Raw genomic sequence first — 25,432 nt, 5'->3', positions numbered from 1 at the left:
GTTTGTTTGTGGAACACTACTAGTAGTTCAGTTAATAAGGAGGAAAGTAAAATGCCATATGTAACAGTTAAGATGCTGGAGGGCCGCAGCGAAGACCAAAAACGCGCATTAGTCGAAAAAGTAACGGATGCCGTAAGCGAAACAACCGGCGCTCCAAAAGAAAAAGTCACCGTGTTCATCGAAGAAATGAGCAAAAACCACTACGCCGTAGCCGGCGTACGCGCAAGCGATAAATAATCAAAAAGGTAACATCAACAGGTGACAGGCACCGTTTCTTACCTCGTAATAGTAGAAATGGTGACAGGCACCACTAAAAAAACCGCCTGGGATGGTTAATCGATCGTCCCGGCGGTTTTTTGATCTTATTGGATTTTCGTTTTTAAGGTTTCAATGTATTGATAGGCTTCATCCACTTCAGCCATTGTATAGCGCTGGCTGCTTTTTAAGGTGAACACCTTGTCCGCTACTTCCTCTTTTGGGAGATTATCAAAATATAAAACCGTGGAAACCAGTTCGAGGAATCTAGCATTCTGCTCATTCATATCATTAAAGCAATCCTCTAAATACGGCATTTCAACTTGGTTTAGGCTCAAAAACTCTTTCCCCGAGTCTGTCAGCGTATAGCGATATTGGTAGTATCCACCCTTCTTCTCTTTCACTTCATTTAAAAACCCCATATTACATAGCTCTTCAACTCTCGTCGTTAACTCCTCTGAATAAGGGCCGTAAAAATGAAACTGAAACCGCTCATGAAAAGGAAATTCTACCTTCTTCGCAATATAAATCATCTTCTGCAGCTTTTTTCTCCCAGTAATCTCACCAGAAACCATAATTGCCTGCATCAGCTTAGCATGATCTTTTAACAACATTCGTCATCTCCTACTCCATCTAAACAGATCTCGATTGGTGTCAGGCACCAATTCTCCTATTTCAACAATGTTAAGATCTCTAATGGTGACAGGCACCATTTCTATTCCAAAAGGGCACGTATTTGCTTTTTTAGTTCACTGTGGCTAGAGTCAGAATCGTCTTCGAGGAAATCAGCCGGGTAGTAGAGTTTGTGGTCCGTTCGCCGCTTTCCTGAAATCGCATCAACAATTTCAGATTCACGGGAAAGTTCCCGTAATTCCCCATTCTTCATTAACAAATGAATCGGCAGCCGTTCTTCTTCCTCGCCAGGCCGGTAAAAGTCATAAGGCAAGTCCGACGATGAATCCACCACCAAATAATATTCCGGATCAATCCCGGCTTTCGCAAATAGAACTGTCAATTCTGCAAGCTTTTTATATTCCTTAGCAGGATCAAATTCAGCGTATTTAAACAGATTGCGATTAACGAAACGCCGGCAAAGGTCGCTTATAATCGGATCCTTCTCTTCCTGCCAAATTTGAAAATAATAAAAACACACAGACTCATCCAATTTTAAATAGTCTTCTAATGTCACTTCCTCTTTAAACAGAGAGGTGAAGTGGATCGGTTCAAGTTTAAATGAATAGTTATTCTCATATAAGTACTTAGCACGGTGAAGGATTTTCGTTAAAATCACTTCAGCGCTGCGGGAGACAGGGTGAAAGTAAACCTGCCAGTACATTTGATAGCGGCTCATAATATAATCCTCAACCGCATGCATGCCGCTTTTTTTAATGACAACCTGGTCTTCCCTAGGCCTCATTACCCGTAAAATCCGTTCCATATCAAATTGACCGTAGCTGACACCCGTAAAATAGGCATCTCGCTGCAAGTAATCCATCCGATCGGCATCAATCTGACTGGAAATCATGCTGACAACCAGTTTTTTCGCGCTTGTTTTAGCGATCACCTCAGCAACCTGCGTGGGGAAATCAGCTCCTACCTTTAGAAGCACTTTGTTGACTTCTGTATTGCCTAAAATAATCGCCCGGGTTAAGTCTTCGTGGTCAAAATCAAATACTTTTTCAAAGGAGTGAGAAAATGGGCCATGCCCTAGGTCGTGGAGAAGCGCTGCACATAGTGTGAGCAGGCGTTCGTCATCGTTCCATTCCGGTCTGCCCGCAAAAACATCATCGATGATGCGGCGGACAATCTCATAAACTCCGAGAGAGTGGTTGAATCTGCTGTGTTCTGCACCGTGAAAGGTTAAAAAAGTAGTGCCGAGCTGTTTAATCCGGCGCAGCCGCTGAAGCTCTTTTGTTCCAATTAGATCCCAAATAACTCGGTCTCGGACATGAACATAGCGATGAACGGGGTCTTTAAACACTTTTTCTTCGGTTAACTTTTCATCCGAATATCGCAATTGCATGGAATACCCCTTTCCTCATAACATACCTAACTTACCTACTGCCAATTGGCCAGTATACTGATTATTCCTATTATATACCAAAAACCAACAAAATTCCGCAGGATTTTTCGACATCATGTAGAGTGACAGGCACCATTTATAACCCAATGAGAAGAGAAATGGTGACAGGCACCGCAGTGGCAACATAGTGGAACCCCAGTGGTACCGCGGCCAAGAAAAAGAAAAATCACCTGGGGTCTTGGGGACGTAGGTGATTGTCTTATGAGGTCTATTTTCAGCCGGAGCTTTACTTGATTTTTTTATTGACCTTCTCCATTAATTCCTCTTCTGTTAACGCAGCTACAGGGCGGTTATTAACGAAGGCAAAGGTCTTTTTCCGGCCGGGACCGCAATAGGACTGGCAGCCAATTTTAATTTCCGCATCCGGATCTATTTCTTTCAAACGAGGGATCAATGTCTTTAAATTCACGGCCTGGCAATCATCGCAAACTCGAAATTCATTCGACATTCCATCCACCCCTTTCTATCGACAATCTATTATCTACTCACTATTTTATCCAATTAACACCATATATAATTTGCCAAATCCAATTATCTTAGAAACCGCCTAACTCCATAGGTCATTTTACAGGTTCTTTTTTTCCAATGCAAGTTGAAATCATTAGTAACTCTTGTCAATCCCACTTAAATCTTTTAGTTAAAAAATCTACTATCCTTGTATTCATTTTGGTATAAACCTTGAAAAACTTGTCCATCCTAAGACTAGAACTTTAAAAACAAGTCAGTCAATGGAACTGACAAATTGGTAAATTAATTTAGGGAGTTGAATAATATGAAAGTTCGTCAAGATGCATGGACAGATGAAAATGACTTACTTTTAGCTGAAACCGTCCTTCGTCATGTAAGAGAAGGCAGTACCCAGCTTAACGCTTTCGAGGAGGTTGGAGACAAGCTTAACCGCACGTCGGCCGCCTGTGGATTTAGATGGAATGCCGTCGTCCGCCACCGCTATGAAAAAGCGCTGCAATTAGCGAAAAAACAACGAAAACAAAGACAGCGAGTGTTAGGCAAGGATCAAGGCGGCAAGAAAAAGCTGCTCTACAATCCGCCGGTCCCAGCTACCGATGAATTAGAAACGCTAGCGCCGCTTACAATTGAAATGCCAATGGAAACAATCGAAACATTTGAAACAATGGAAGAGATCCCGGATATGCAGACCGAAATCGCAGCCGAAACATATGTTAAACCATCAGCAGCCGTACAAGCCTACCGAAACGCAGCACCTACTGGTGGACAACTTTCACTTGATTCTGTTATCTCCTATTTACAAAACTTTCATCATGCCAATCTGCAAAATGAAGCATTAAAAAGTGAGAATGAAAGATTGAAAAGAGAAATACTCGAGTTAAGAAGGCAAAATGAAGAAATGGCCGCGAAAATAGAAGGGCTGGAGCAAAATACCGAAACCATTCAAGAAGATTATGAGACACTGATGAAAATCATGAATCGGGCCCGTAAACTTGTCTTATTTGAAGAAGAGGAAAGACCTGCCACTAAATTCAAAATGGACCGAAACGGCAACCTTGAAAAAGTAGCCGAGTAAGCATCTTTTAAAAGCGTTTTAGGGAGAAGAGGCAAAGCGCAGCAGCACTCAATATAGAAAGCCGTAAATCGATTAAATCGATTTACGGCTTTCTTGTTATAAAACCACTGAACCCCCACAGCTGCTTACTTAACAATTGATCATCTCAGCAATTTTTTCATTGCGGTCAACGACACGTTGATAGTAACCTGGAAACAAACCAAGCTCGAACTCATTCAACTGCCCCGCATACAAATGGTCACTGTTGGCTTTTAACTGCTTTAGTAAGCGCAGCATCACATCAGCAATCGTCAGTTCAACACCGAACAATTCTGCTAGCGAGGCCATTACCGCAGGAACAACCTCTGGATAAACAAATTTCGTTTGCTCCTCTTTTTTTGCCAGTTGATAAAATCCCCGGACTAACTCTGCCCGTCTTGAGCCGCTCCCGTTTACGCATAAATAAATCTGAACCGCTACGCCTCGTCTTAAACGGCGCTGTGAGATTCCCGCAAACTTTTTCCCGCCGATACTAAGGTCATAACTTCCCGGGCAATACGAGCCGACAATTTCCCGCGCTTCAATCATCAGAGGAAAATCAGCAAACATCTGCTGAATAAGCTGCCACATGACCTCATAGCCGCGATTAATATCAATCCCTTTTTCCACCTCTGGAAAAACTAACGAGATATTGAGGACACCCTCATCGAGGACCACAGCTAACCCGCCGGAATTCCGGACAATCGGCTGGTAGCCCTGCTCGGTCAAATAGTGAATGCCCTCCTGTAAAAATGGCAATCTCGTATCCTGGATCCCTAACACGACTGTATTATGATGGATCCATGTCCGGGCGGTCGCAGGTGCCTCACCTGCCCCGACAGAGGCACATAATGTATCATCCGTCCCAAAAGATTGTAATGCTTGAAAATGTATTCCAACCGCCGACTGGTCGATGATCCGCCACTCTGGCTGGTGCAGTAAACCGTCCATACTTGTAACTCCTTACTGGTTTAATACGCTTATTTTATCAAAAAGAAGCAAACTTAAACAGCCACGCAAAAAAAGAGCCAGCCCTCGCTTGGACCAGCCCATTCCTTCTTATAATCCTTGTGCCGCTGTAATCAGCGCAAGCTTGTACACATCTTCTTCGTTACAGCCGCGTGATAAGTCATTTACGGGTGCATTTAACCCTTGTAAAATCGGACCAACTGCTTCAAATCCGCCTAAACGCTGAGCAATTTTATAGCCGATGTTTCCTGCTTCAAGGCTTGGGAAAATAAACACGTTGGCATCGCCTTGCAGTACAGAACCAGGTGCCTTACTTTTCGCAACGGAAGGAACAAATGCGGCATCAAATTGAAATTCTCCGTCCAAGACAAGCGATGCATCGCGGCGTTTTGCTTCCTCTACAGCCTCCGCAACACGCTCCGTTTCCGGTGATTTAGCCGAACCTTTTGTCGAAAAGCTTAACATGGCAATCCGCGGCTCAATATCAAACATTTCCGCCGTCTTCGCACTCTCAATCGCAATTTCCGCTAAATCATTGCTGTCCGGTGCAATATTGATCGCACAATCGGCAAATACATATTTCTCATCTTCCCGAACCATGATGAACACGCCAGACGTCTTCTTCACGCCAGCTTTCGTTTTGATGATTTGCAGTGCTGGACGAACTGTATCAGCCGTTGAATGAGCCGCACCGCTGACAAGACCATGTGCTTTATTTAAATATACGAGCATCGTACCGAAATAATTTTCATCCAGCAAAATTTTGCGGGCATCTTCTTCAGTTGCCTTGCCTTTGCGGCGGTCCACAAATGCTGCTACTAATTCTTCCATGCCTGCATATGTAGCAGGGTCATAAATTTCTGCAGACTCCAAAGAAACGCCAACCTCTTTAGCCTTTGTTTGTACTTGCTCAATATTTCCAACTAAAATCGGTGTGATTAAATTCTCCTCAGCCAAACGGCTGGCTGCACGGATAATCCGCTCATCCAACCCTTCAGGAAACACAATTCGCAAGTTACGTCCAGAAATCTTCTCTTTTAATCCTTCAAATAAATCACTCACTACACTAATCCTCCCTTAAAAAAGCTACCTCTTCTAGCATACTTTACCATGATAAAATTTCAAGCAATGTAAGTCACAGGCAGCGGTTTCATGAAAAAGTTTTTGTTTTCAAAAAATTACACTCTCATTCTTACTATTTACCCTTTTTTATTTAAATATCCACTTCTCTGAATATAGAGTTTTATTAAGGCGGCATTTGGTCAAACTATGATATAGTTAAGATTGGTAATAAGCAGAATGATTATTTAGGAGTGATTATAATGAGTGAAGCAGCACAGACGCTTGATGGCTGGTATTGCCTTCATGATTTCCGTACCGTTGATTGGACAACTTGGAAAATGCTTTCAAGTGATGAGCGCGAGGCCGCGATTCACGAGTTTTTAAGTCTTGTTGAAAAATGGAATGAGACACAGGCACGCAAAGAGGGCAGCCATGCTTTATATACAATCGTCGGTCAGAAAGCCGATTTTATGATGATGATCCTTCGTCCAACGATGGAGGAGTTAAACGAAATTGAAACTCAATTTAATAAAACAAAATTAGCGGAATTCACCCTTCCAGCTCATTCCTATGTATCCGTAGTGGAGCTCAGCAACTATCTGCCAGCAGGTGAAGATCCTTACCAAAATCCGCAAATCCTTGCACGTCTTTACCCAACATTGCCAAAAGCTAAGCATGTCTGCTTCTACCCAATGGACAAGCGCCGTCAAGGCAATGATAACTGGTACATGCTGCCGATGGAAGAGCGCCGCAGTATGATGCGCAGCCATGGCATGATTGGCCGTACATATGCCGGGAAAGTAAAACAAATTATCACTGGTTCGGTTGGCTTCGATGACTACGAATGGGGCGTTACCTTATTCGCTGAAGACGTACTTCAGTTTAAAAAGCTCGTCTATGAAATGCGTTTTGATGAGGTCAGCGCCCGCTATGGTGAATTTGGCGCCTTTTTCGTCGGCAATCTGCTAGAAGAAGAAACTGTACCGCGCTTTCTCCACGTTTAATTAATAAAAAAGTTCTCGAGGCACATGCTTCGAGAATTTTTTTTCTGTTTTATCCTCCTGTTCATTCAGTCATATTTGATTCCTTCTCCTCATACTATTTTAACAGCGAGTCTAAAATGAAGCTCCGAAAGTCTCATCAAAAAGAGGTGAGAAAAGAGCCGAAAAAACTGTCAACATTTTAGGTTCAATGGAGTATGAATACAAATGTTAGGTCATTCGTCTAGTTGTACTTATTATTTATGAATTTTTTATAGGAGGGAAAAAGATGAGTCAATATTACAATCCTCAAGGATTTCAGCCTTATACAGGTGCAGCCGGCCAGCAGGGTGCACAACCGATCGCAGGCGGGCAAGGTTTCATGCCTGGCCAGCAAGGTTTCCAACAACCCTTTCCGCAGCCTGGAGTTGGAGGCATGCCCACAACACCACCTGCGCAAGGATCTGCATCAGCTCCTGGCATGCTGCCAATCGAGCAGTCTTACATTGAAAATATTCTTCGCTTGAACAAAGGAAAATTAGTAAGCGTATTTGCAACCTTTGAAGGCAATAATCAGTGGAATGCCAAGGAATTTAAAGGAATTATTGAAGCAGCTGGTCGGGACCACGTCATCTTAAGTGATCCTCAGGTCGGAACTCGCTATCTCATTCCGATGGTTGCGGTTGACTATATTACCTTCTCTGAGGAAATAGAGTATGAATATCCATTTGGCAGCGGCCCATCATTAGGTACTTACCCACCTCGATAAATAAGGGTAAAAAAAAAGGCATCGGGTCTCTCCCAATGCCTTTTTGCTATTAAAAATTCTTTACTGCTCCAACAATCATTAATACCCAGGCTGCCAAAAAGCAAACTCCACCGATCGGTGTAATCGCGCCTAACACGCCAACCTTCGTTAAGCTCAAAAGATACAAGCTGCCGCTGAAGAAAATGATCCCAACCAGCATTAGCCATCCCGACCAATTAAAAAGAGAGCTCATTGGTACTTTACCAAGAAGCATACCAATAATTAGAATTCCAGTTGCATGAAACATCTGATAGGTTACACCCGTTTTCCAAATCTCTAAATAGTGGGCATCGAGTCTGTCCTTAAGTCCATGTGCGCCAAACGCTCCCAGTGCTACCGCTAAAAAGGCGTTAATCGCCCCAACAATAATAAATACTTTCATGGCTAATTTCTCCCATCTTAAAAATCAAATAGTGAATCCCCATTTGCTTCATCTTCCATATCGAGCTTTTTCAGCTGCTGTAATGACGAGCCTTGCTGAAATACTTGTTGATTCATTAATGGCTGCTGATAGACCTGCTGGGTGACGGCCGGCTGAATCGCTGCTGCAGCAGGCTTCACATTAGCTTGCTTTTCATCTAGGATGAGTTCGCATAATATTTTAATAGAGTAAATCTTTTCTCTTAAGGTTTCTTCCTTTGAACTCGTCTTAGCTAGTTTCAACTCATTCTCTATTTTAGCCAGTAATTTCTCAACCGATATATTCATGTGTGACACCTCTACATTCAATCTCTTATTTATTCTACATGATTATCGTCGATTTTACGAAAAAATAGACCTGTTTCGTTTTTCGACATGTTTCACGTGGAACATGTCGATTCGTAAGAGGGATGTGCCTTAATGAGAAGGATAGGAATTTTTGTAAAATCCCCCATACAGGACATAAAAAAACCCGAACCAAGCCCGGTCCGGATTTCCCATTCAACCTAGTATTCGTTGATAGATTGACTTGGCGTGAGTCAAATCTTTCGTACCATGGATGAGCGCGCGGCCATCTTGAAAAATAACCATCCGCTCCGCCCCCATTTCGACCGATATCAAGTAAGGATTTCCTTTCACTTGGTAACCTAACGAACTCAGTTGTCCCGCGAGCTTTTCCAGGGAAACATCGCCATAGCTTGACGGGCGGATCTGGACGGTATCGCGGCCGCACAGGACACTGGTCTTTGTCCTGTTTTCTTGGTCCAAATAAGGATAGGTCCGTTCCTCACCACAAGACAAGCAGCCCGCAAACTTCGCCTTCGACATTTTTAAACTTGTGTATTGATTTCGCCATAAATCAAAACTGACAAACGTTGTCCTGACTGCCTCCCAATCCTCAACCAGAATTTTCAAGGCTTCAGCTGTTTGATGGGCAATCACCATTTGCACAGCGGGGGAAATAATCCCGCCCGTGTCACAGGTCATTCCCTGGAGCGGAATGGTACGGAGCAAACAATTTAAACATGGCGTTTTCCCAGGGATAATGGAAAAACTCATTCCGAAGCTGCCGACACAGGCTCCATAAATCCAGGGAATTTGATATTTCTGCGCCACATCATTCATCAACATTCGGGTTTCAAAATTATCTGTCGCATCGATCATTAAATTAACATCCACAACCAATTCTTCCAGCATTTCCGGAGAAGCATCACCGATGATCGCCCGTATCTCTACATCCGAATTAATAGCGCGCAGCCGTTTTTCTGCTGCTGCTGCTTTTGGCAGCTTTTCGGCCACATCCTCTTCTGTATAGAGCTGCTGACGCTGAAGATTACTCGCCTCAACATAATCTCTATCGACAATGGTTACTTTTCCAACTCCGGCTCGCGTCAGGATTTCAGCACTCCCAGAGCCTAACGCTCCGGCCCCAATGATAAGGACATGCTTTTTGCCAATCCTTGCTTGTCCTTCCTGGCCGATTCCTGAGAAAAGGACTTGTCGTGAATAGCGTTCGTTCATAATTGTTCCCCCATCGAAAAGCGCAAGCGCCCGTTTAGCGACGTCACTAGTCGCGGGGCGCTGGCGTTGGACAATTTTCATAGCCATTTTATACGTTCTTATCTAATCTTGAATATTGATTTCCACTCCAGGCGGCTTCGCTTTCCGCGGGCGTGCAGGGGAGCCTCCTCGGCGCACTTGCGGCCTGTGGGGTCTCCCCTGCCCCTCACTCCCGCAGGACTTTGAATTTGCATCCTCGAATCCGCCCACGCACGAAGGAAATGCGATAGCATTTTCGAGGAGTCTTCGCCGCCTTCCGTTCGTTCCAATCAACATGCTAAAAATCAGCAATAACCCTTAACAGAGCCTTTTAGAAAAACTCGCCACACATGGCGAGCTTAAACTAGTTCAACCTGTCTAAATCAACCGCCGCTCACCGGTGGAATGAAGGCAATTTCATCCCCTTCACGGATTACCTCATCATTGGAGGCAAACTCTTCGTTGATGGCGGTCATAACCGTATCCATCTGCGGTATATCATATTTAGCAGCCAGTTCTGTCTTCAATTCAGCAACCGTTTTACCGGCAGCCTTAAGTGACAAGAACTCCTCACCGACCGCATCTCGCAAGTGCGCAAAGAACAAGACCTTATTCATCTAAATCACCTGCCTCAGGTTTACCACTAGGATAAGCAACCGTTTCAAGCTGGTTTCCCATCCAGGCTTCGCCATCCTCCCAATGTTCCTTCTTCCAGATCGGGACGATTTCTTTAATTCGTTCAATCGCATAGCGGTTGGCTTCATAGGCATCCGCCCGGTGCGGCGTTGAAACAGCAATGACGACTGCCACATCTGTAATATCTAACCGGCCGACGCGGTGCGTGATCGCCACCTTTGATCCTTCCCAGCGCTCTTCAATTTCCCGGCCAATCTGCTCCAATTTTTTTACGGCCATCGCTTCATAGGCATCATAGATTAAAAACAACGTTTTCTTACCGTTTGTTAGTTCACGTACGGTCCCAATAAAGGTGGTAATCGCACCAGCTTCCCGTTGAACTACTTTATCAATTACCGCTTGTATATCAATCGGATCCTTTGAGATTTCATACATTTTCATTCTTCCACCTCTTCTGTCAACCGCTTTGGCACGGCGTTCTCCACGACTTGATAGCCGCCAATTTTTTCAACCTGTTCCTTAAAAGCAGGTGATTGGATGATATCAATGAGCTGCCGGCCGCTATCACTTTCATAAAAATCACGTTTCATGACTAAATCATATTCTTCATCGTTGACCGGAATAAAATCGAGCCCCATTGCCTTTGCTGCCGGATAAATTCCCATCCCAGCACCACGCAGGTCACCTTTCACTTCTGCCGCTACCGCTAGATGAGAGAACATCTCGCGGTCATAACCGGTAATCTCTTCGGCGCTAAGGCCTGCTTCCTCTAATAGTAAGTCAAACAAGATTCGGGTGCCTGCTCCTTTTTGCCGGTTCACAAAGTTTGCGCCTGTGCGGACTAAGTCTGTAACGGTTTTGATTTCAAGTGGATTGCCTTGTGGCAAAATCCAGCCCTGCATCCTTTTTAAAAAAGGATATAAAACGACATCTTGACCTGCTAAAAGTTTATTTACGTATGATCTATTGTACTGTTTTGTATTAGGGTCTAGCAAATGAATGCCCGCTACGTGGGCCTCGCCTTTTCGAATCGCCATTATACCAGCCATACTGCCAACATGGGAAGAGACAATTTTCAGCTCTGTCCGTGCCCGTTTCAGCTGGGATGATAACAGATCGATGGTTAGGTCATGACTGCCGCTAAAGACGATTGCATGTTTGATTTCCTCCAGCGGTCGTAACAGTTCAACTTCCGCCTCATCGCCTTGTTCATAGCCGCTGATGTTAGGCGGGATAATCAACATAGCGTCTGCCCTAACATAGGACATCGTTACCCCTGCTGCCCGGGTAAGCGGGTTGGCCACAAATTGTCCATTCACATAGCCGATATTCATTCGGATAAAATCCTCTGCTCCCATCGAAGAGACGATGCGGCGGCCAAGCTTAACCGTGATGGTTTGCCGTTTCGGAACAGGAATCCCTAAGTACTTACAGATTAATGGCTGAACAAACCATTCTAGTGCCAAGTAAGCAGACACGGGATAGCCCGGAACACCGACGACAATTTTGCCGTTTATTTTCCCTAAGATAACAGGCTTACCTGGCCGTGCGGCGACCCCATGGGTAAACACCTCGCCAATTTCGGCAATGATGTGAACAGTAAAGTCTTTTCGTCCTGCGGAAGAGCCGGCATTGATCACAATCATATCGGAGGTTTCCGCTGCCTCTAAAAGCACTTCTTTAATTTTCTCCGGTTCGTCCTTAACGATGCGATGCAGGCGCGGCTCGCCGCCCCAATCCTTAATAAACCCGGAAAAGACTGTGCCGTTAAACTCAATTATTTTTCCAGGTGACAAATCAGCATGGGCTTCCACTAATTCATTACCGGTTGGAATAATGGTAACCACAGGTTTCTTTACAACAGGTACTGTTAGCTGCTGTGCCGCCAATAGCACGCCTAAGTCTGCAGGTCTGAGCGTATGTCCTTGCGGAAACAACATCTCTTCTTGAACAATATCCTCGCCAATTGGACGGATATGCTGCCAAGGAGTGGCCGGTTCAATAATCTCAATTGTTTCATCGTCAACGATATGGACATGCTCAATCATAATAACGGCATTAAAGGGCGTGGGAATGGCGTTCCCGGTATCAACAAAGCAAAATTGTTCACCTATCTTAAGTAATAGCGGGTTTTGTTCGTGTGCCTGGTACGTACTTTCGGCAATAACAGCAATTCCATCCATCGCAGAGGCATGGTAATGCGGCAAGGAGACATGGGCAAAGATTGGCTCAGCGGTCACTCGGCCTAAGGCCTCTGACACATTCATCCAGTCTATTTCAGGGGTCTGTTGAAAGGCCTTAAGAATTTCTTCTCTTGCTTGCACACGGGGTTTATCTTCTAAATAAATTTTTCGTTTATATTGATTCTGTTCCATTGACTTTAACCCCTTACCTTGATGGAATCACAGGAACCCATTCGCCCTGTGAAATTCCTTCTTTTTCTGAACTAATCTCGACAATACCATCGCTTTTAACCAATGTAGTAATTAAACCCGACTTACCAATAATGGGCTCAGCCCACCATTCTCCTTCTTTGTCTAAGAGACGGACGCGGATATAATCAGCCCGGCCCATCGAGGATGGAATATTTTTCGTTATTTTTGCAAAAATACGATCCGGTTTGCGTTCACTTGTTTCTCCTTTTAATTTGCGGAGAACATGCTCGCCGAATAGCTTAAAGATAATCATCGCGCTGGCAGGATGTCCCGGCAGACCAATGACGGGCTTTCCATTCGCTAAGGCTAGAATCGTAGGCTTTCCTGGTTTGATGCTGATCCCGTGGACGAACACGCCCGGTTCTCCTAATGATTGGATAACATCTGTTGTATAGTCTTTTGCTCCAACCGAGCTGCCTCCTGAAAGGATTAAACAATCGACCTCATCATAAAGGGCACGGGCACGCTCGCTAAATTCGGCAAAGTCATCACGGACAATTCCGCCATATACCACCTCAACATTCCATTCCTGGGCAAGACCTGCAATGGTTAAATAGTTGATATCACGAATCTGCCCTTCCTGTAATGTTTCTGTTTGATATGGGACGATTTCATCACCTGAAGACAGATAACCGACCTTTACTTTCCTAAAAACCGTTACATGGGTGACTCCTAATGAGGCGAGTGCCCCTAATTCCTGGGGCCGAAGCTTTGTTCCGCTTGTGAGAAGAATTTCTCCTTGTTTAATATCTTCTCCGGCACGTATCACATTTTCTAAAGGAGCGATTTGCTTGTACGTATTGAGAAGTGAATCCACATCCTCGCAGTGTTCAATCATGATAACGCTGTCACTTCCCTTGGGGAGCATACCGCCTGTCGGGACATAAACAGCGCTGCCTTTCGTTACTTCTACCGTCGGAACTTCACCCATTTTCACTTCACCTGCAACGTTTAAAAAGCCGGGCATGGATTCAGAGGAACCATACGTATCTTTGGCGCGGACAGCATAACCATCGACAGTTGAGCGGTCAAAACTCGGTACATTTTCCTTAGCAGCCACCGGACTCGCGAGAATATAATGGAGGGCGCTTGAGAGCTCTCTAACCTCTGTATCCCCAATCGCTGATATTTTTTCATCTATTAAGGTAAATGTTTCTTCAACTGTCTTAACTTTAAAAAATTGCATGGTTCCCTTACTCCCCCTTAGATTGTTCTACATGTTTAAAAAATCAGACTCAGCCTTCTTTTTGGCCTCTTCATATTCTTCTGGGTGATTCATATTAAAAAAGACTTGATCTAACCCCATTTGACAATAGGTTTCTAGTTCTTTTTCAGTCAGATAGAGCACGTTCAAGTGGTCAAGCAAATGTTTCATCCGCAGCTGTCCTGCTTGAATCTGTTCCTCTATAACAGCAGCAGTTTGCTTTTTAAAAACAGAAAATAGCGGCTGCTGTTTGCCATGGATGACTGGTATGACCGCATCATAGTGCAGGGCATTGGTAACCAGGGCCTCAGCCAGCTCGTTCGACAGAAACGGCATATCACAGGCCACAATCAAATTGAGATCGTAGTCTGACGCCGTAAGGCCTGCTTGAACTCCCGCAAGCGGCCCTTGGCCGGGATAGTGGTCCGGGACCATCCGTACACTTAAAAATTCATATTGTTCAGAATCATTCGTTACAAGAATTATATCATCAAAAAGAAGTTTTAGCTTATCTACTATTCTTTCAATATTCGTCTTTTCATTGATTTTAAGCAGGGCTTTGTTTGTCCCCATCCGGCTGGATTTCCCGCCTGCTAAAATAATCGCTGCAGCTTTCATTTATAAAAGCACCTTCTTAATTTGTCTGTTTCTTTTCCCCGACGGAATGATACCCTTTATCCTGAGCAACCATATCGAGATGAATGGAGTTAAGGTCCAATAATGCCACCGACGGTTTTGTAATATATTGTCTGCTATCAATTAGTTTAATATAGCCGTTACATTCCTCGCAAACTTGAATTTTCGACGTTACATCGCCATCAATTTCTAAAAAATAAATACTGTGATGATCTTCATTGCCGCAGTGTGAGCACTCCAAGCGTCTTGCAGACCAATGAGCAAAACAACGCGGGCAGTGGATGATCTTTTTTCCATCCTCATCAATGGCTGCTAATCTAACAGGTTCACCGCAAACAGGGCAGCCCGCACCCGGGACAGCATGGTCAATCTCAGGCTGAACTTTTTCTGCTGTTAGCTGCAGGTATGGCCGCAGGGCTGTTTCGGCAAGGAAATGAGGAATCCATTCTTCAAGCTCATTTTCCTCTGCATAGGCCGTAAAATAGACATGATTGAAAGCAAAGGCCTCTTCAATCCAGCGAATGGCTGTTTCTTCAGTAAGTAAAGCAGTGATACCAGCAAGCTTCGGCTCTAACTCAGGATTGTTGCTTACAAGCAGGGCGTTAACTTCCTCTATCCACTGTAAAAATAGTGAAATTTCAAAATCAATAACCGTTAAAGCGGCTGCAGGGACCCCTGCTTCCATGGCTGCTTTATCAAGGTTTGGTCTGATGGTTTCCGGGTCAAGCTGCAGCTTCCATTGTTCTTGAAGCTTGACGATCTCTTTTTGCAGTTCCTGGTATTCCTTTGAAACAACGGATTTAATCATGATCTCACACCTCATATTTGTGATAAGAAATGGCTGTCATATTTTCGACAGCCATCCCTTTTTTTAAAATATAAAATTTATTCGAATGGTTGTATTATATTAGGCACCCTTTTTACGTTTCGGATCATCTAAGTTAGGGAAGTTGCCTTTTTTCACTTCTTCGTCATACCAGTCCTCATAGTGGCCTTTTGCCCACCATGCTGGGACCTTGCCTGTTACAACACCTGAATAACCTGGTCTAGAGTGTTTGTGCACAACAGAAAGATAAATATGGCCGACAATAACGGCGATTCCTAGGCCAAACCCAACATTATGAAGGACGTAACCCCACTGAACAAGTGCTCTTGGAAAAAACTCAGGGAACCACATCATGAAGCCTGAAGCAATCACCAAGATGGCACAAAAGATCTGAAGAATGGAGTTAATTTTTTCACCTGCGTTAAAGAATGTCTGTTTTACATGATCAAACCTGAAGCCGAACAACTCTTTCACAAAATTACCGAAAAACTGGAGATCCCGCTTTTCCACGTGATTAATTCTTTCGTCCAGAGAAAAAGAAACTTAGGACTAAAGAGCAGTAAGATGAATGTAGGTGTTATAAACACTACAGCAAAAATTCTGTGCAACAGCCGGGCATTTGCCGGGCCGCCAAAGACTGGATATAGCCAATCAAAAAATTCGGTATACATTGGCAGGGCTGTGATGTAAAGGGCAAAGAAGGCTATTCCATTGATCGCATGTGCCCAAACAAATGCCTTAGGAAAGCGGCGAATTTGCTCATTAGCCTTTGGATGCTTTTGATGATTACTCATGGCTATCCCCTCCATCTTCCTGACCTTGTGTTCTTTTACTGATAATGTTATTGGTAATAAATGCTCCGACAAGCGCCATCGTTGTGGCACCAAGCATCATCTTGCCGATTGGCTGTGTGTAATCTTTCCAAACGACTGCGGATGTTGGAACCTTAGGATTTTCCGGAAGACCATAAACACTAGGCCGTTCAGCCAGCAGGTAGATGGTATGTGTTCCTCCAACCCCTTCTGGATTATAGATGTTCGCATTAGGGAAACGTTCTTTAACCTCAGCTAAACGTTTCTTGGCTCTAGCCAGCATTTCATCTTTTTTGCCAAACTGCATCGCATCGGTATGGCAAGTCGTCACGCAGGCAGGCTGTAAGCCTTCTTCGAGACGGTCCGTACACATCGTACACTTTTGAGATTTTTTGTATTCTTTACCGTTCTTATCTTTGTAAGTCTTTAATGAAATCACTTCAAATGGACAGTTTTGTACGCAATAGCCGCAGCCTACGCACTTATCATGGTCAATCACAACAGACCCAAATTTTGAGTAACTGATGGCATTCTCAGGACAAACCTTTTCACAGGCAGCTGTATCACAATGGAAGCAGGATGAGTGACGGAAAAGGTATTCTAAATCGCCTTTTCCGTTTTCATGCTCGACATATTGGAGAACATTCCATGTATCAGCACTTGTTTTTGGATGTGATTGGGCACTTCCTTGGAATGCGGTTACTTCTGCCGGAAGGTCATTCCAGTTTTTACAGGCCACCATACAGGCTTTACAGCCGTCACACCTGGTAACATCAACGTATTTTACGTATTCAGCCATCACTAAGCCCTCCTTATGTCACATAGGAATGCTTTATATTCCGGAATCATCGTGTTGGCATCCCCAATATGTGGAGTCAGGCGGTTTGCTGTTGCTCCTGTTGCGTACCCTTTGTATCCAAAATTCCAAGGCATTCCGATTTGGTGCACTATTTTACCTTTAACGGTAAACGGTTTGTAGCGTTTTGTTACCATTGCATAAGCTTCAATTTTGCCGCGGGCAGAGGTGACAATAATTTTGTCTTTATTTTTGATCCCTTTTTCTTTGGCAAGTTCTTCACTTAATTCAACATACATATATCTAGCAATCTCGGAAAGCCACTCTTGGTTACGCGTCATCGAACCTGATTGCCAGTGAGCTTCCGTCCGATAGGTGGTTGCAACAATCGGGTAGTCCACCATGTAGCCTTTTTTGTTAAAGTCACCGTCATTAATGACAACGGCAGGGTTTAAATTTACGGATGAGAATGCGTTAACTACAGGACTCTCAAATGGCTCATAGTGTTCAGGGAACGGGCCGTCATTCATCGTTGGTGCAAATAATAAAGCGACTCCGTCTTTGTTCATCATAAAGGCACCTGTTCCGCCTGGATCGGCAGGCGCTATGACTGCTTTAAAGTCTGGGACATCATTTCCGGCCCATTTCTTCTGGGCAGCATCCCACCAAATCACTGCTTTTTCCTGGCTCCATGGCTTACCGCTTGGGTCTGCCGAAGCACGGTTGTATAGAATTCGGCGGTTTGCCGGCCAAGCAAAGGACCAATTTAAGAAATTTCCGCCGCCTGTATCTTTATTATCACGGCGCTGCGATAGATTTTTTCCTTCTTCAGGATAGAAGCCGGAATAAATCCAGTTACCGCTTGAAGTGGTGCCATCATCTTTTAAATCGCCAAAGGTTTTTAATAATTTACCTGTTTTAAGGTCATAACCGTTAATTTCCTTGGCAATGGCGTCTAAATTTGGTGCTTCACCGATGCCATAATTCCAATCAAGAGCTAAGAATGGCTGATCGGCTGATTTTGGACTGTTTGCATATAGCTTTTTAAGCTTTATAGCAAGTTCATGAACGATATCAAGGTCCGGACGGGACTCACCCTTCGGCTCTATTGCTTTCCAGCGGTACTGCATCCAGCGTGAGCTGTTTGAAATACTTCCTTCTTTTTCATACGAAGAACAAGCCGGAAGAAGGAATACTTCTGTTTTAATGCTGGCTGCATCATTGCCAGCTTCTTTTTGCCAAAAAGCTGACGTTTCTGTTTCCCAAAGGTCAACAGCAACAAGCCATTTTAAGTTGCCAAGGGCTTCTTTTTCTTTACCAGCGTTAGGTCCGCCGACAACTGGGTTTGTACCCCAAAGGAACGCACCCTCAAGCTCGTTGTTGAACATCGCTTTAAATAAGTTAATATGCGAGTAGTTTTTATTGCCTTTTGGTAAAAACTGATAGCCGAACTCGTTATCTTTGGTCGCATTTGCTCCGTACCAAGATTTCAACAAGCTGACCACAAATTTAGGTTTGTTGCTCCAGTAGCCAGATGGCGGTGTTTCTTTTTTCAAATAACCATCCAATGTAGCATGCTCCGGAAACGTTGCTTTTGGTGCAGCAAGGTAACCCGTTAAGTTATCCCATAACAAGCCAAAGTCCGTTGAGCCTTGAACGTTGGATTCACCGCGCATCGCATTGATTCCTCCGCCTGGCAGCCCAATATTACCTAATAGAAGCTGCAGGATTGCAAAAATCCGAACGTTTTGTGAGCCAACTGTATGCTGGGTTGTCCCCATTGCATAAAGGATGGTACCTGATTTACCTACTTTTCCTGTTTCACAGAAGGCTTTACAAACCTTTAAGTAATCTTCCTTTGGTGTTCCTGTTACGGACGTTACTGTATCCACATCATAGCGGGAATAGTGTTTTTTCATTAATTGAAAGACCGAACGAGGATGTGCTAAGGTTTCATCCTTGACTGGTTTTCCATCCGGAGTGGTTTCAATCGCCCACTTCGTTTTATCGTAAACTCGTTTTGCTTCGTCATATCCAGAGAAAAGACCATCTTTAAAATCGTAGCCTTCTTTCACGATAAAGGAAGCATTTGTATATTTCACAACATAGTCTTTGTGAATGAGATTATTTTCAATAGCATATTTAATCATACCGCCGACAAACGGAATATCCGTTCCAGAACGAAGCGGGGCATAGAGATCAGACACGGCAGATGTCCGTGTATAACGCGGATCAACGCTGATAATTTTTCCGCCCTTTTCCTTCGCTTTTGTCAGCCATCTAAAACTGATTGGATGATTTTCAGCAGGATTGGCTCCCATAATGAGGGCACAATCTGTCCACTGTAGGTCATTCCAGTGATTTGTCATTGCTCCACGACCAAATGTAGGTGCCAGACCGGCAACCGTAGAACTATGTCATATTCGTGCCTGGTGCTCTAAGTAAGTGACACCAAGCCCTCTCATTAATTTTGATACTAAATAGGTTTCTTCATTATCAAGTGCCGCGCCGCCAAGGCTGGCAATCTTTTCTGTTTTATTTACGGTAATGCCTGCTTCTTTCTCAACGAATGAAGCGTCACGTGTTTCCTTCGTACGTTTGGCGATGGTGTCAAGCATCCATTCCCAATCTTTTTCTTCCCACTTATTGCTGCCAGGAGCACGATACAGTGGTTTTGTTACACGTTTTTCAGATGTATAAATTTGTCGTAATGTTGTTCCTTTACTGCATAGTTTACCTTCGTTAATCGGGTTATCCGGATCCCCTTCCGTATAAACCACGGTATTATTTCTGGTGTGGACGAGTATCCCGCATCCTACACCACAAAAGCAGCAAATGGTTGGTGTTACAGTAGCTTTTGCAATCTTGAAATTTTTTGTGTCCGCATAGGCTTTTTTATCATTAAAGCCTAGTTCAACAACTGCAAGAGTTGCGGCCGTTGCACCTGATAGCTTTAAGAATTGCCGACGGTTTAAGTTCATTTCAACCATCACTATTCTCCTTCCCAAAAATGATTAGAACATCCCTCTGAAAGCAGCCGTACCTTTCCTATTGGTTTTACGGAACATGCTTTTTTCTCTCTATTTATTTACTGCGTTTTAACTCTGTTTTCAATTCCCCCCTTCAATGCTTCTCTCCAAGTCTATTTCTTGTGAAAGATCATTTTTGACTCTTCCTGTAGAGGTATAGACCGTAGCCATTTTCCCTCTTAAATAGCCGATTACCTCAATATTTAAGAATTTTGCCAGCTGAACAGCCTGTTTGGTGGCGGCAGTACGGGAGCCGATCACAGGAAAGCCAAATTTTGCAGCTTTTGAGAGCATTTCATATGAAACCCTTCCGGTTGTCAGTAAAATTAACCGTTCAGGAGGTAAACCCTTTCGCAGTGCGTGCCCAATAATTTTATCAACCGCATTATGGCGGCCAATATCTTCACGGATGGTGATAGTTCCGTCTTCCTCGACAATACAAGCTCCATGCATTCCGCCTGTTTCCAGATAAAGGCTTGAGGCTCCAGCAAACTCACTTCTCTTTTTTAATAAGTAACTTAATAGATACTTTTGGCCTGCGGCCACCTTGGCAAAGTTTTTAACATCGGTCATTGAGAAGAAGGTTACCCCTCTGCCACAACCGGCCGTATAGTGTTTCTTTTTCAAAAAAAACTGTTCTTCATCAAGCTGTGAATGAAGGGAAACATGGATCGCTCCCATCTCTTCATCTATGGTTATGGTTTCAATATCCTTTGCATCCTGGATGAATCCTTCAGAGAACAAATACCCATATGTCCAATCGTCTAGATTGTATTTCGTCAATTGAAAAACAGCTATCTCATAGCCGTTAAGATGTAAGGATATTGGATATTCATCGGGACAGCCTTTACGGCCCATACCATCCCCTCCTTGAGGAAATTTTTCCTTATTCTTTATTGTAAAAATAGGACCAATGTCACTCAGCGATTAATGTCACAGCCTTGAACGGAATTGCCAAGTGAAGGGAGGAGTAAAGACCTTTGAAGTATTTAGGCTCCCTTAAGAATGGCGGCATTATCACCTTGGCCTTATTTGTGTCAAATTTCCAACAAAATATAAAAGATAACAATAGGAATACAGTTAAAGAAAACGGTTACATATGACTTTTTGCTGTCTTTTGAAATTATCGTACTTCCAGCAGGTTATTTTGAAAGTAATATTTATCACTATGTATCCTAGTTAGTAGTACTATTGGTCCATTTGTCATTTTTTTGTAACTATTAATTAAATTGCAACCGACCATAGTAGTTTCCTGTTATATTTTTTATTTTGTTTTATAATAAGGAAGGAGTTATTTCCTAAAGGAGGCATACATAATGGCAATCAAAAAGGTATTAACCATTGCTGGTTCTGATTCAAGCGGCGGAGCGGGGCTTCAAGCTGATTTAAAAACATTTCAAGAGCTGGGCGTTTACGGGATGACTGGGATTACCTGTATCGTCACGATGGATCCAAAAGGATGGCATCATAATGTATTTCCGATTGATGTCACCATTCTCGAAAAACAACTGGATACCATTCTGTCAGTTGGAATTGACGGGATGAAAACAGGAATGCTTGGCACTGTTGAAATTATCGAGCTAGTCGCACGAAAAATCGATGAACATCAATTAAAGCATGTTGTTATTGACCCTGTCATGGTTTGTAAAGGAGAAGATGAAGTCTTAAATCCGGAAACGACGGAAGCGATGCGGGAATTGCTTCTGCCACGTGCTTATGTCGTGACACCAAACCTTTTTGAGGCAGGTCAGCTGGCAGGAATGAAGACACCAAAGACAATTGAAGAAATGCAGGATGCAGCTGTAAAAATTCACGATCAGGGTGCTAAGTTCGTGTTAATTAAAGGCGGCAGCAAGCTTCAAACAGAAGAAAAATCAATTGACCTTCTGTATGATGGGAAGGAGTTTCAGATTTACGAATCAGAGAAGATTGAAACAAACTTTACCCATGGTGCTGGCTGTACGAACTCAGCGGCTGTTGCTGCGGAAGTGGCAAAAGGAAATTCCGTTTATGATGCAGTCGATGTGGCAAAGAGATTTGTCTCTGCAGGGATCCAGCAAGGTTTCCCATTAAATGAATATGTCGGTCCCACTTGGCATGGTGCCTACCGCAGTGGACGAGCTGTAACAGAGTATTGTGAGGACTGTGAATAATAATGATAAGGATGAAGAACCGAGCTTGTTCGGTTCTTTTTCGTTGTGACAGGAAGTTAATAATTAACATGGAGAATTGTCCAGCGTGAAGCGCCTTAGAAAAAATGAACTACCTTTTCCCCTGGGCAAGGCGCTTGTGCTCTTTTATTAAGCACGGATTTCGCATTTTCTATTTGATTTTAGTATGATAATTACATTATGAAAAACAATACTCATTAGGTATAAATCCATCAGTTTGGAAGGAGGCTGCACTTTGGAACTCATCGATGTTAAAAAAGTTCAGGACGCTATCAACCTTTTTGCTAATAAGGATGTTTATATTCATCTTGAAACAACCAATGGTGCCTATGCAACACATAATGACCAATCGTTCTTCTCTGCCGGAGCGTTTATCCGCAACGCCCTTGTCCGCTATGAAATCGGAAAAATTAAAGGACCCGGTCCGTATCGTGTGGGTTTAAAGATCAATCTCGGCTGGATTTATGCTGAGGGGATCACCCACTTTGAAATTGATGAAGAAAATCATCTATTGTTAGCAGGTCATGACCATGATGGCAAGCTTGCTGTGGCATTAGAAATTAGTCTAACGCCTTTTGAATAAGACGTCCTATTAGACCCGAAAGGAGAATGTTTTATGGAAAAAGAACGCCATTTATTGGTCGTTTTCCCTCATCCAGATGACGAGGCGTTTGGTGTATCCGGGACGATTGCAACACATGTCGAGAATGGAACTCCTGTTACCTATGCTTGTTTAACCTTAGGGGAAATGGGGCGCAATATGGGAAATCCCCCGTTTACCGATCGGGAAAACTTACCTAAAATTAGAAAAGAAGAATTAAAAGCGGCTGCTGAGGCTATAGGGATCCAAGACCTTCGCATGCTTGGTTTCCGTGATAAAACGGTTGAATTTGAAGATGATGAAAAATTAGCAGACACCCTTACAGCCATCATTGATGAGGTAAACCCGTCCTTGATTATCACTTTTTATCCTGGTTATTCTGTTCACCCTGACCATGATGCCACCGGCGCGGCTGTCATTAGGGCAGTTGAAAGAATGCCTGCTGCCGCGCGGCCGACCTTACACTGTGTTGCCTTCTCCAAAAATTGTATTGATGAGCTTGGTGAACCTGATATTATCAAGGATGTTTCACCTGTTATTCATAAGAAGCTGGCTGCCATTCAGGCACATCGGTCGCAAACTGAGCATTCATTTAAAGGCACTGTCGAAAAGTTGAAAAATCAAGAACCGCAAATGATGGCTTGGATTAACAATGAACGGTTCTGGACATATAAATTCTAAAGCGTAAGCGCCTTGATCAGCCCCGACAAGCACAAGACGAGCCCGGCGAAAGGTTGTTCTTTAACCTTTTGGACGGATTGACTTGTGACCTCGAGGGGCTAGGCGCTGGAGCTGGATGTGTATAACCTGTAATAAGCCATCACCCAATACCATTACCAAAAGCCCTTCAGTGCGAAGGGCTTCTTTTATTGAATCTGTTTGTTGCAACTATTCTATAACACTTCAAGTATCGCCTGTGCTACTCCATGTTCATCATTGGTATCGGTAATCACATCACATAATGCCTTAATTTCGTAGCTGGCATTGCCCATGGCAACCGACCTTCCTGCCCGCTCGAACATGGAGACATCATTTAGGTTATCGCCAATCGCCATTGTCTCAGCCATATCAATTCCTTTAGCTTTTGCAAATGTTGCGAGGGCAAGACCTTTCTGAGCCTGTTTATTCGTTATTTCAAGGTTTTCATGGCCGGAAGAAGTAACATCCAAGTCTGAAAAATCACGAAGCTCTGCGCCAGCCGCTTTAAGTTTACTGCGATCAAAACAAAATGCCAAGACTTTATAAATCAGATAATTTTCATCAGCAAATAGAAGCTCGTAGTCGTCAATTTGATGAATTAAGCCATCGCGGATTCTCGCCCCTGCTTCATGTCTAATCTCCTCAGGATCTATCTCGGGATTAGCACTAACAACAATGTCCACCAAGATGGAAACAGCCTTTTCCGGATCAATCGTGTAGGCACCCTTGTCTGTATAAACTTCGTAATAGACATCATGTTCACTTAGTTTTGCTGCTACCGCTCTCGCAAGTTCCTTACTTATGGGCGTTGAAGAGAGGACATCTCCTTCTTTAGAGCGGATCTCTGCCCCATTCACACAGATAACAGGACACGATAAGCCGGCCTCAGATAGTACGTATGTAGCTTCTTGATAAGACCTTCCGGTAGCAACCACAAATTCAACACCCTGGGCCTGTGCTTTTAAAATCGCTTGTTTATTTTCTTCACTAATTTGCTGCCTTGAATTTAATAATGTTCCATCCATGTCTGAAGCAATACATTTAATCATGTTGTCCACCTTTTCCCTTTTTTCTGTCTATATTATTGCCATTCTAACACAGATCCCGAGCCATTAAAGAATGGAAAGCTCAACCCAAATACTTACTGCCTTCGCGAACACTTAAAGGGGCTAACTTATGTTCCCCGATAAATTTCTTCACAGATGCTGGATTTGTTTTTGAATACTCCCGCAACGCCCAGCCGATCGCTTTTTGAATAAAAAATTCCTTCCTCTCAGCATTTTTCAATATGTATCGATATAGCAGGTCTTCATTCGTTTTCTTCTTATATTTTAGTTGAAAAAGAATCGCGGCCCTCCGCAGCCAGATATTTTCATGAATGGCCCAGCCATCAATCGTTTCTTCTATAACATCTGGAAATTTATCTGCTATATTTCCGACTGGTTTAGGAGCAATGGCATCAACAGTATCCCACCAGGGTTTGGTCGTAATCAGCCATTCCATGAAAGGCAAATCACTTTTTTGTAGTTTCTTCAGGGATTTTTCCATATAAGTTAATGCTGTATACTGATATTCTCTTTCCTCTTTATTCCAAAGCTCTTCTATGAATTCTTTATTAAAAGGCTCAAGCAGCATGCCTGTTTCCTGAAAGAATTTCTTTTCTAATTCCTTACGTAAAGGGGATTTTATTCCTAGGAAAGAGAAATGACCTTTCATATAATTTTGCATCGGCCCAGCGTTGTCCTCATTGCGATTCTCCTCAAACAGCTTTGTTAAAACATGTGTCTTTGTTAACATTAACATCCATCCTCTCCCAAATCTGTCCGATAATTAATTCTACTACTTCCCATTTTTCCCTTTATTTTATCCGGATAATCCACTGACTCAATGACACACTATTAGCAGATAGG

General features: G+C 43.5%; 28 protein-coding genes and 1 pseudogene. 7 read left to right on the top strand and 22 right to left on the bottom strand.

From position 1 onward, the window contains the following. Positions 1–51: 51 nt before the first annotated feature. On the top strand, positions 52–237 hold the full coding sequence (locus tag J7E81_RS21190; protein ID WP_215045437.1) for a 2-hydroxymuconate tautomerase: 186 nt from the start codon (positions 52–54) through the stop codon (positions 235–237). Positions 238–362: 125 nt separating this feature from the next. Here J7E81_RS21190 and J7E81_RS21185 read toward each other — a convergent pair whose 3' ends face one another. The 3 genes from J7E81_RS21185 to J7E81_RS21175 all read right to left on the bottom strand — a co-directional run bounded on the left by J7E81_RS21185 (position 363) and on the right by J7E81_RS21175 (position 2,786). Further along, positions 363–866, bottom strand: coding sequence for a YwgA family protein (locus J7E81_RS21185; protein ID WP_215045621.1), 504 nt, complete (start codon positions 864–866; stop codon positions 363–365). Positions 867–970: 104 nt separating this feature from the next. Beyond that, complete coding sequence (locus tag J7E81_RS21180) at positions 971–2,278, bottom strand: HD domain-containing protein (RefSeq protein WP_374104073.1); 1,308 nt, start codon at positions 2,276–2,278, stop codon at positions 971–973. Between the two features lie 286 nt (positions 2,279–2,564). Further along, a complete protein-coding gene (locus tag J7E81_RS21175; protein ID WP_007087472.1) occupies positions 2,565–2,786 on the bottom strand; it encodes a YuzB family protein in 222 nt (73 codons plus the stop codon). Between the two features lie 324 nt (positions 2,787–3,110). On the opposite strand from J7E81_RS21175, the gene J7E81_RS21170 reads away from it, so the two are divergent. Continuing rightward, entirely contained in the window at positions 3,111–3,881 is a 771-nt protein-coding gene (locus J7E81_RS21170) for an RsfA family transcriptional regulator (protein WP_215045436.1), read from the top strand. Between the two features lie 129 nt (positions 3,882–4,010). Here the strand turns inward: J7E81_RS21170 and lipL are convergent, their stop codons facing one another. Next, positions 4,011–4,850, bottom strand: coding sequence for an octanoyl-[GcvH]:protein N-octanoyltransferase (gene lipL / locus J7E81_RS21165; protein ID WP_215045435.1), 840 nt, complete (start codon positions 4,848–4,850; stop codon positions 4,011–4,013). A gap of 108 nt (positions 4,851–4,958) precedes the next feature. Then, positions 4,959–5,930, bottom strand: a complete 972-nt coding sequence (gene pta, locus J7E81_RS21160) for a phosphate acetyltransferase (protein ID WP_215045434.1) — start codon at positions 5,928–5,930, stop codon at positions 4,959–4,961. Between the two features lie 260 nt (positions 5,931–6,190). Here pta and hemQ point away from each other — a divergent pair, with 260 nt between their 5' ends. Both hemQ and gerQ read left to right on the top strand, forming a co-directional pair. Then, positions 6,191–6,934 (top strand): hydrogen peroxide-dependent heme synthase, encoded by a 744-nt coding sequence (gene hemQ, locus J7E81_RS21155; protein ID WP_215045433.1) that lies wholly within the window; start codon positions 6,191–6,193, stop codon positions 6,932–6,934. 265 nt (positions 6,935–7,199) lie between these two features. After that, entirely contained in the window at positions 7,200–7,679 is a 480-nt protein-coding gene (gene gerQ, locus J7E81_RS21150) for a spore coat protein GerQ (protein ID WP_215045432.1), read from the top strand. Positions 7,680–7,728: 49 nt separating this feature from the next. Here the strand turns inward: gerQ and J7E81_RS21145 are convergent, their stop codons facing one another. The 15 genes and pseudogenes from J7E81_RS21145 to fdhD form a co-directional block, all read right to left on the bottom strand. Then, positions 7,729–8,100 carry a DUF423 domain-containing protein gene (locus J7E81_RS21145; RefSeq protein WP_215045431.1) on the bottom strand — a complete coding sequence of 124 codons (372 nt, stop codon included), beginning with the start codon at positions 8,098–8,100 and terminating at the stop codon, positions 7,729–7,731. 17 nt (positions 8,101–8,117) lie between these two features. Further along, positions 8,118–8,426 carry a YwdI family protein gene (locus tag J7E81_RS21140; RefSeq protein WP_215045430.1) on the bottom strand — a complete coding sequence of 103 codons (309 nt, stop codon included), beginning with the start codon at positions 8,424–8,426 and terminating at the stop codon, positions 8,118–8,120. Between the two features lie 213 nt (positions 8,427–8,639). Continuing rightward, positions 8,640–9,659: a thiazole biosynthesis adenylyltransferase ThiF gene (locus J7E81_RS21135; protein WP_215045429.1), complete on the bottom strand. Its 1,020-nt coding sequence runs from the start codon at positions 9,657–9,659 to the stop codon at positions 8,640–8,642. 401 nt (positions 9,660–10,060) lie between these two features. Then, a complete protein-coding gene (moaD, locus tag J7E81_RS21130; protein WP_215045428.1) occupies positions 10,061–10,294 on the bottom strand; it encodes a molybdopterin converting factor subunit 1 in 234 nt (77 codons plus the stop codon). Continuing rightward, positions 10,287–10,754 (bottom strand): molybdenum cofactor biosynthesis protein MoaE, encoded by a 468-nt coding sequence (locus J7E81_RS21125; protein WP_215045427.1) that lies wholly within the window; start codon positions 10,752–10,754, stop codon positions 10,287–10,289. Before J7E81_RS21125 ends, moaD begins: the two co-directional genes overlap by 8 nt. Further along, a complete protein-coding gene (locus J7E81_RS21120) occupies positions 10,751–12,688 on the bottom strand; it encodes a molybdopterin biosynthesis protein (RefSeq protein ID WP_215045426.1) in 1,938 nt (645 codons plus the stop codon). Before J7E81_RS21120 ends, J7E81_RS21125 begins: the two co-directional genes overlap by 4 nt. Before the next feature lie 13 nt (positions 12,689–12,701). Beyond that, entirely contained in the window at positions 12,702–13,934 is a 1,233-nt protein-coding gene (locus J7E81_RS21115; protein WP_215045425.1) for a molybdopterin molybdotransferase MoeA, read from the bottom strand. A 27-nt stretch (positions 13,935–13,961) separates the two neighbouring features. Then, on the bottom strand, positions 13,962–14,570 hold the full coding sequence (gene mobA / locus J7E81_RS21110; RefSeq protein ID WP_215045424.1) for a molybdenum cofactor guanylyltransferase: 609 nt from the start codon (positions 14,568–14,570) through the stop codon (positions 13,962–13,964). A 16-nt stretch (positions 14,571–14,586) separates the two neighbouring features. Then, complete coding sequence (locus tag J7E81_RS21105; protein WP_215045423.1) at positions 14,587–15,396, bottom strand: formate dehydrogenase accessory protein FdhE; 810 nt, start codon at positions 15,394–15,396, stop codon at positions 14,587–14,589. A 99-nt stretch (positions 15,397–15,495) separates the two neighbouring features. Further along, complete coding sequence (locus J7E81_RS30650) at positions 15,496–15,924, bottom strand: cytochrome b/b6 domain-containing protein (RefSeq protein ID WP_308162251.1); 429 nt, start codon at positions 15,922–15,924, stop codon at positions 15,496–15,498. After that, positions 15,885–16,208 (bottom strand): hypothetical protein, encoded by a 324-nt coding sequence (locus J7E81_RS30645; RefSeq protein ID WP_251028788.1) that lies wholly within the window; start codon positions 16,206–16,208, stop codon positions 15,885–15,887. Before J7E81_RS30645 ends, J7E81_RS30650 begins: the two co-directional genes overlap by 40 nt. Continuing rightward, positions 16,201–17,025: a 4Fe-4S dicluster domain-containing protein gene (locus J7E81_RS21095; protein WP_215045422.1), complete on the bottom strand. Its 825-nt coding sequence runs from the start codon at positions 17,023–17,025 to the stop codon at positions 16,201–16,203. Before J7E81_RS21095 ends, J7E81_RS30645 begins: the two co-directional genes overlap by 8 nt. A gap of 2 nt (positions 17,026–17,027) precedes the next feature. Beyond that, a pseudogene (fdnG, locus tag J7E81_RS21090) lies at positions 17,028–19,427 on the bottom strand (formate dehydrogenase-N subunit alpha); the annotation flags it as partial. 12 nt (positions 19,428–19,439) lie between these two features. Continuing rightward, complete coding sequence (locus tag J7E81_RS31510; RefSeq protein WP_483861575.1) at positions 19,440–20,012, bottom strand: twin-arginine translocation signal domain-containing protein; 573 nt, start codon at positions 20,010–20,012, stop codon at positions 19,440–19,442. Positions 20,013–20,132: 120 nt separating this feature from the next. Then, entirely contained in the window at positions 20,133–20,909 is a 777-nt protein-coding gene (gene fdhD / locus J7E81_RS21085) for a formate dehydrogenase accessory sulfurtransferase FdhD (protein WP_215045421.1), read from the bottom strand. Between the two features lie 458 nt (positions 20,910–21,367). On the opposite strand from fdhD, the gene pdxK reads away from it, so the two are divergent. From pdxK to bshB2, 3 genes are all read left to right on the top strand, one after another. Next, positions 21,368–22,204 (top strand): pyridoxine/pyridoxal/pyridoxamine kinase, encoded by an 837-nt coding sequence (gene pdxK, locus J7E81_RS21080; protein ID WP_215045420.1) that lies wholly within the window; start codon positions 21,368–21,370, stop codon positions 22,202–22,204. A gap of 253 nt (positions 22,205–22,457) precedes the next feature. After that, positions 22,458–22,805: a YojF family protein gene (locus J7E81_RS21075; protein ID WP_215045419.1), complete on the top strand. Its 348-nt coding sequence runs from the start codon at positions 22,458–22,460 to the stop codon at positions 22,803–22,805. Between the two features lie 33 nt (positions 22,806–22,838). After that, on the top strand, positions 22,839–23,504 hold the full coding sequence (gene bshB2, locus J7E81_RS21070) for a bacillithiol biosynthesis deacetylase BshB2 (protein ID WP_215045418.1): 666 nt from the start codon (positions 22,839–22,841) through the stop codon (positions 23,502–23,504). A gap of 212 nt (positions 23,505–23,716) precedes the next feature. Here bshB2 and J7E81_RS21065 read toward each other — a convergent pair whose 3' ends face one another. Together J7E81_RS21065 and J7E81_RS21060 are read right to left on the bottom strand one after the other, a co-directional pair. Then, positions 23,717–24,571 (bottom strand): Cof-type HAD-IIB family hydrolase, encoded by an 855-nt coding sequence (locus J7E81_RS21065; RefSeq protein ID WP_215045417.1) that lies wholly within the window; start codon positions 24,569–24,571, stop codon positions 23,717–23,719. Between the two features lie 79 nt (positions 24,572–24,650). After that, positions 24,651–25,319, bottom strand: coding sequence for a DNA alkylation repair protein (locus J7E81_RS21060; protein WP_215045416.1), 669 nt, complete (start codon positions 25,317–25,319; stop codon positions 24,651–24,653). Positions 25,320–25,432 lie beyond the last annotated feature (113 nt).

This window comes from Bacillus sp. ISL-18 (assembly GCF_018613415.1).
Lineage (GTDB): Bacteria > Bacillota > Bacilli > Bacillales > Cytobacillaceae > Neobacillus.
This window is presented reverse-complemented; position numbering and strand designations above follow the sequence as displayed.

What these genes read in the sequence shown, in the direction of transcription:
- J7E81_RS21190 (WP_215045437.1), top strand. Translation starts at nt 52, where the DNA reads ATGCCATATGTAACAGTTAAGATGCTGGAGGGCCGCAGCGAAGACCAA.
- J7E81_RS21180 (WP_374104073.1), bottom strand. Translation starts at nt 2,278, where the DNA reads ATGCAATTGCGATATTCGGATGAAAAGTTAACCGAAGAAAAAGTGTTT.
- J7E81_RS21175 (WP_007087472.1), bottom strand. Translation starts at nt 2,786, where the DNA reads ATGTCGAATGAATTTCGAGTTTGCGATGATTGCCAGGCCGTGAATTTA.
- J7E81_RS21170 (WP_215045436.1), top strand. Translation starts at nt 3,111, where the DNA reads ATGAAAGTTCGTCAAGATGCATGGACAGATGAAAATGACTTACTTTTA.
- lipL (WP_215045435.1), bottom strand. Translation starts at nt 4,850, where the DNA reads ATGGACGGTTTACTGCACCAGCCAGAGTGGCGGATCATCGACCAGTCG.
- hemQ (WP_215045433.1), top strand. Translation starts at nt 6,191, where the DNA reads ATGAGTGAAGCAGCACAGACGCTTGATGGCTGGTATTGCCTTCATGAT.
- gerQ (WP_215045432.1), top strand. Translation starts at nt 7,200, where the DNA reads ATGAGTCAATATTACAATCCTCAAGGATTTCAGCCTTATACAGGTGCA.
- J7E81_RS21145 (WP_215045431.1), bottom strand. Translation starts at nt 8,100, where the DNA reads ATGAAAGTATTTATTATTGTTGGGGCGATTAACGCCTTTTTAGCGGTA.
- J7E81_RS21140 (WP_215045430.1), bottom strand. Translation starts at nt 8,426, where the DNA reads ATGAATATATCGGTTGAGAAATTACTGGCTAAAATAGAGAATGAGTTG.
- J7E81_RS21135 (WP_215045429.1), bottom strand. Translation starts at nt 9,659, where the DNA reads ATGAACGAACGCTATTCACGACAAGTCCTTTTCTCAGGAATCGGCCAG.
- moaD (WP_215045428.1), bottom strand. Translation starts at nt 10,294, where the DNA reads ATGAATAAGGTCTTGTTCTTTGCGCACTTGCGAGATGCGGTCGGTGAG.
- J7E81_RS21125 (WP_215045427.1), bottom strand. Translation starts at nt 10,754, where the DNA reads ATGAAAATGTATGAAATCTCAAAGGATCCGATTGATATACAAGCGGTA.
- J7E81_RS21120 (WP_215045426.1), bottom strand. Translation starts at nt 12,688, where the DNA reads ATGGAACAGAATCAATATAAACGAAAAATTTATTTAGAAGATAAACCC.
- J7E81_RS21115 (WP_215045425.1), bottom strand. Translation starts at nt 13,934, where the DNA reads ATGCAATTTTTTAAAGTTAAGACAGTTGAAGAAACATTTACCTTAATA.
- mobA (WP_215045424.1), bottom strand. Translation starts at nt 14,570, where the DNA reads ATGAAAGCTGCAGCGATTATTTTAGCAGGCGGGAAATCCAGCCGGATG.
- J7E81_RS21105 (WP_215045423.1), bottom strand. Translation starts at nt 15,396, where the DNA reads ATGATTAAATCCGTTGTTTCAAAGGAATACCAGGAACTGCAAAAAGAG.
- J7E81_RS30645 (WP_251028788.1), bottom strand. Translation starts at nt 16,208, where the DNA reads ATGAGTAATCATCAAAAGCATCCAAAGGCTAATGAGCAAATTCGCCGC.
- J7E81_RS21095 (WP_215045422.1), bottom strand. Translation starts at nt 17,025, where the DNA reads ATGGCTGAATACGTAAAATACGTTGATGTTACCAGGTGTGACGGCTGT.
- J7E81_RS31510 (WP_483861575.1), bottom strand. Translation starts at nt 20,012, where the DNA reads ATGGTTGAAATGAACTTAAACCGTCGGCAATTCTTAAAGCTATCAGGT.
- fdhD (WP_215045421.1), bottom strand. Translation starts at nt 20,909, where the DNA reads ATGGGCCGTAAAGGCTGTCCCGATGAATATCCAATATCCTTACATCTT.
- pdxK (WP_215045420.1), top strand. Translation starts at nt 21,368, where the DNA reads ATGGCAATCAAAAAGGTATTAACCATTGCTGGTTCTGATTCAAGCGGC.
- bshB2 (WP_215045418.1), top strand. Translation starts at nt 22,839, where the DNA reads ATGGAAAAAGAACGCCATTTATTGGTCGTTTTCCCTCATCCAGATGAC.
- J7E81_RS21065 (WP_215045417.1), bottom strand. Translation starts at nt 24,571, where the DNA reads ATGATTAAATGTATTGCTTCAGACATGGATGGAACATTATTAAATTCA.
- J7E81_RS21060 (WP_215045416.1), bottom strand. Translation starts at nt 25,319, where the DNA reads ATGTTAACAAAGACACATGTTTTAACAAAGCTGTTTGAGGAGAATCGC.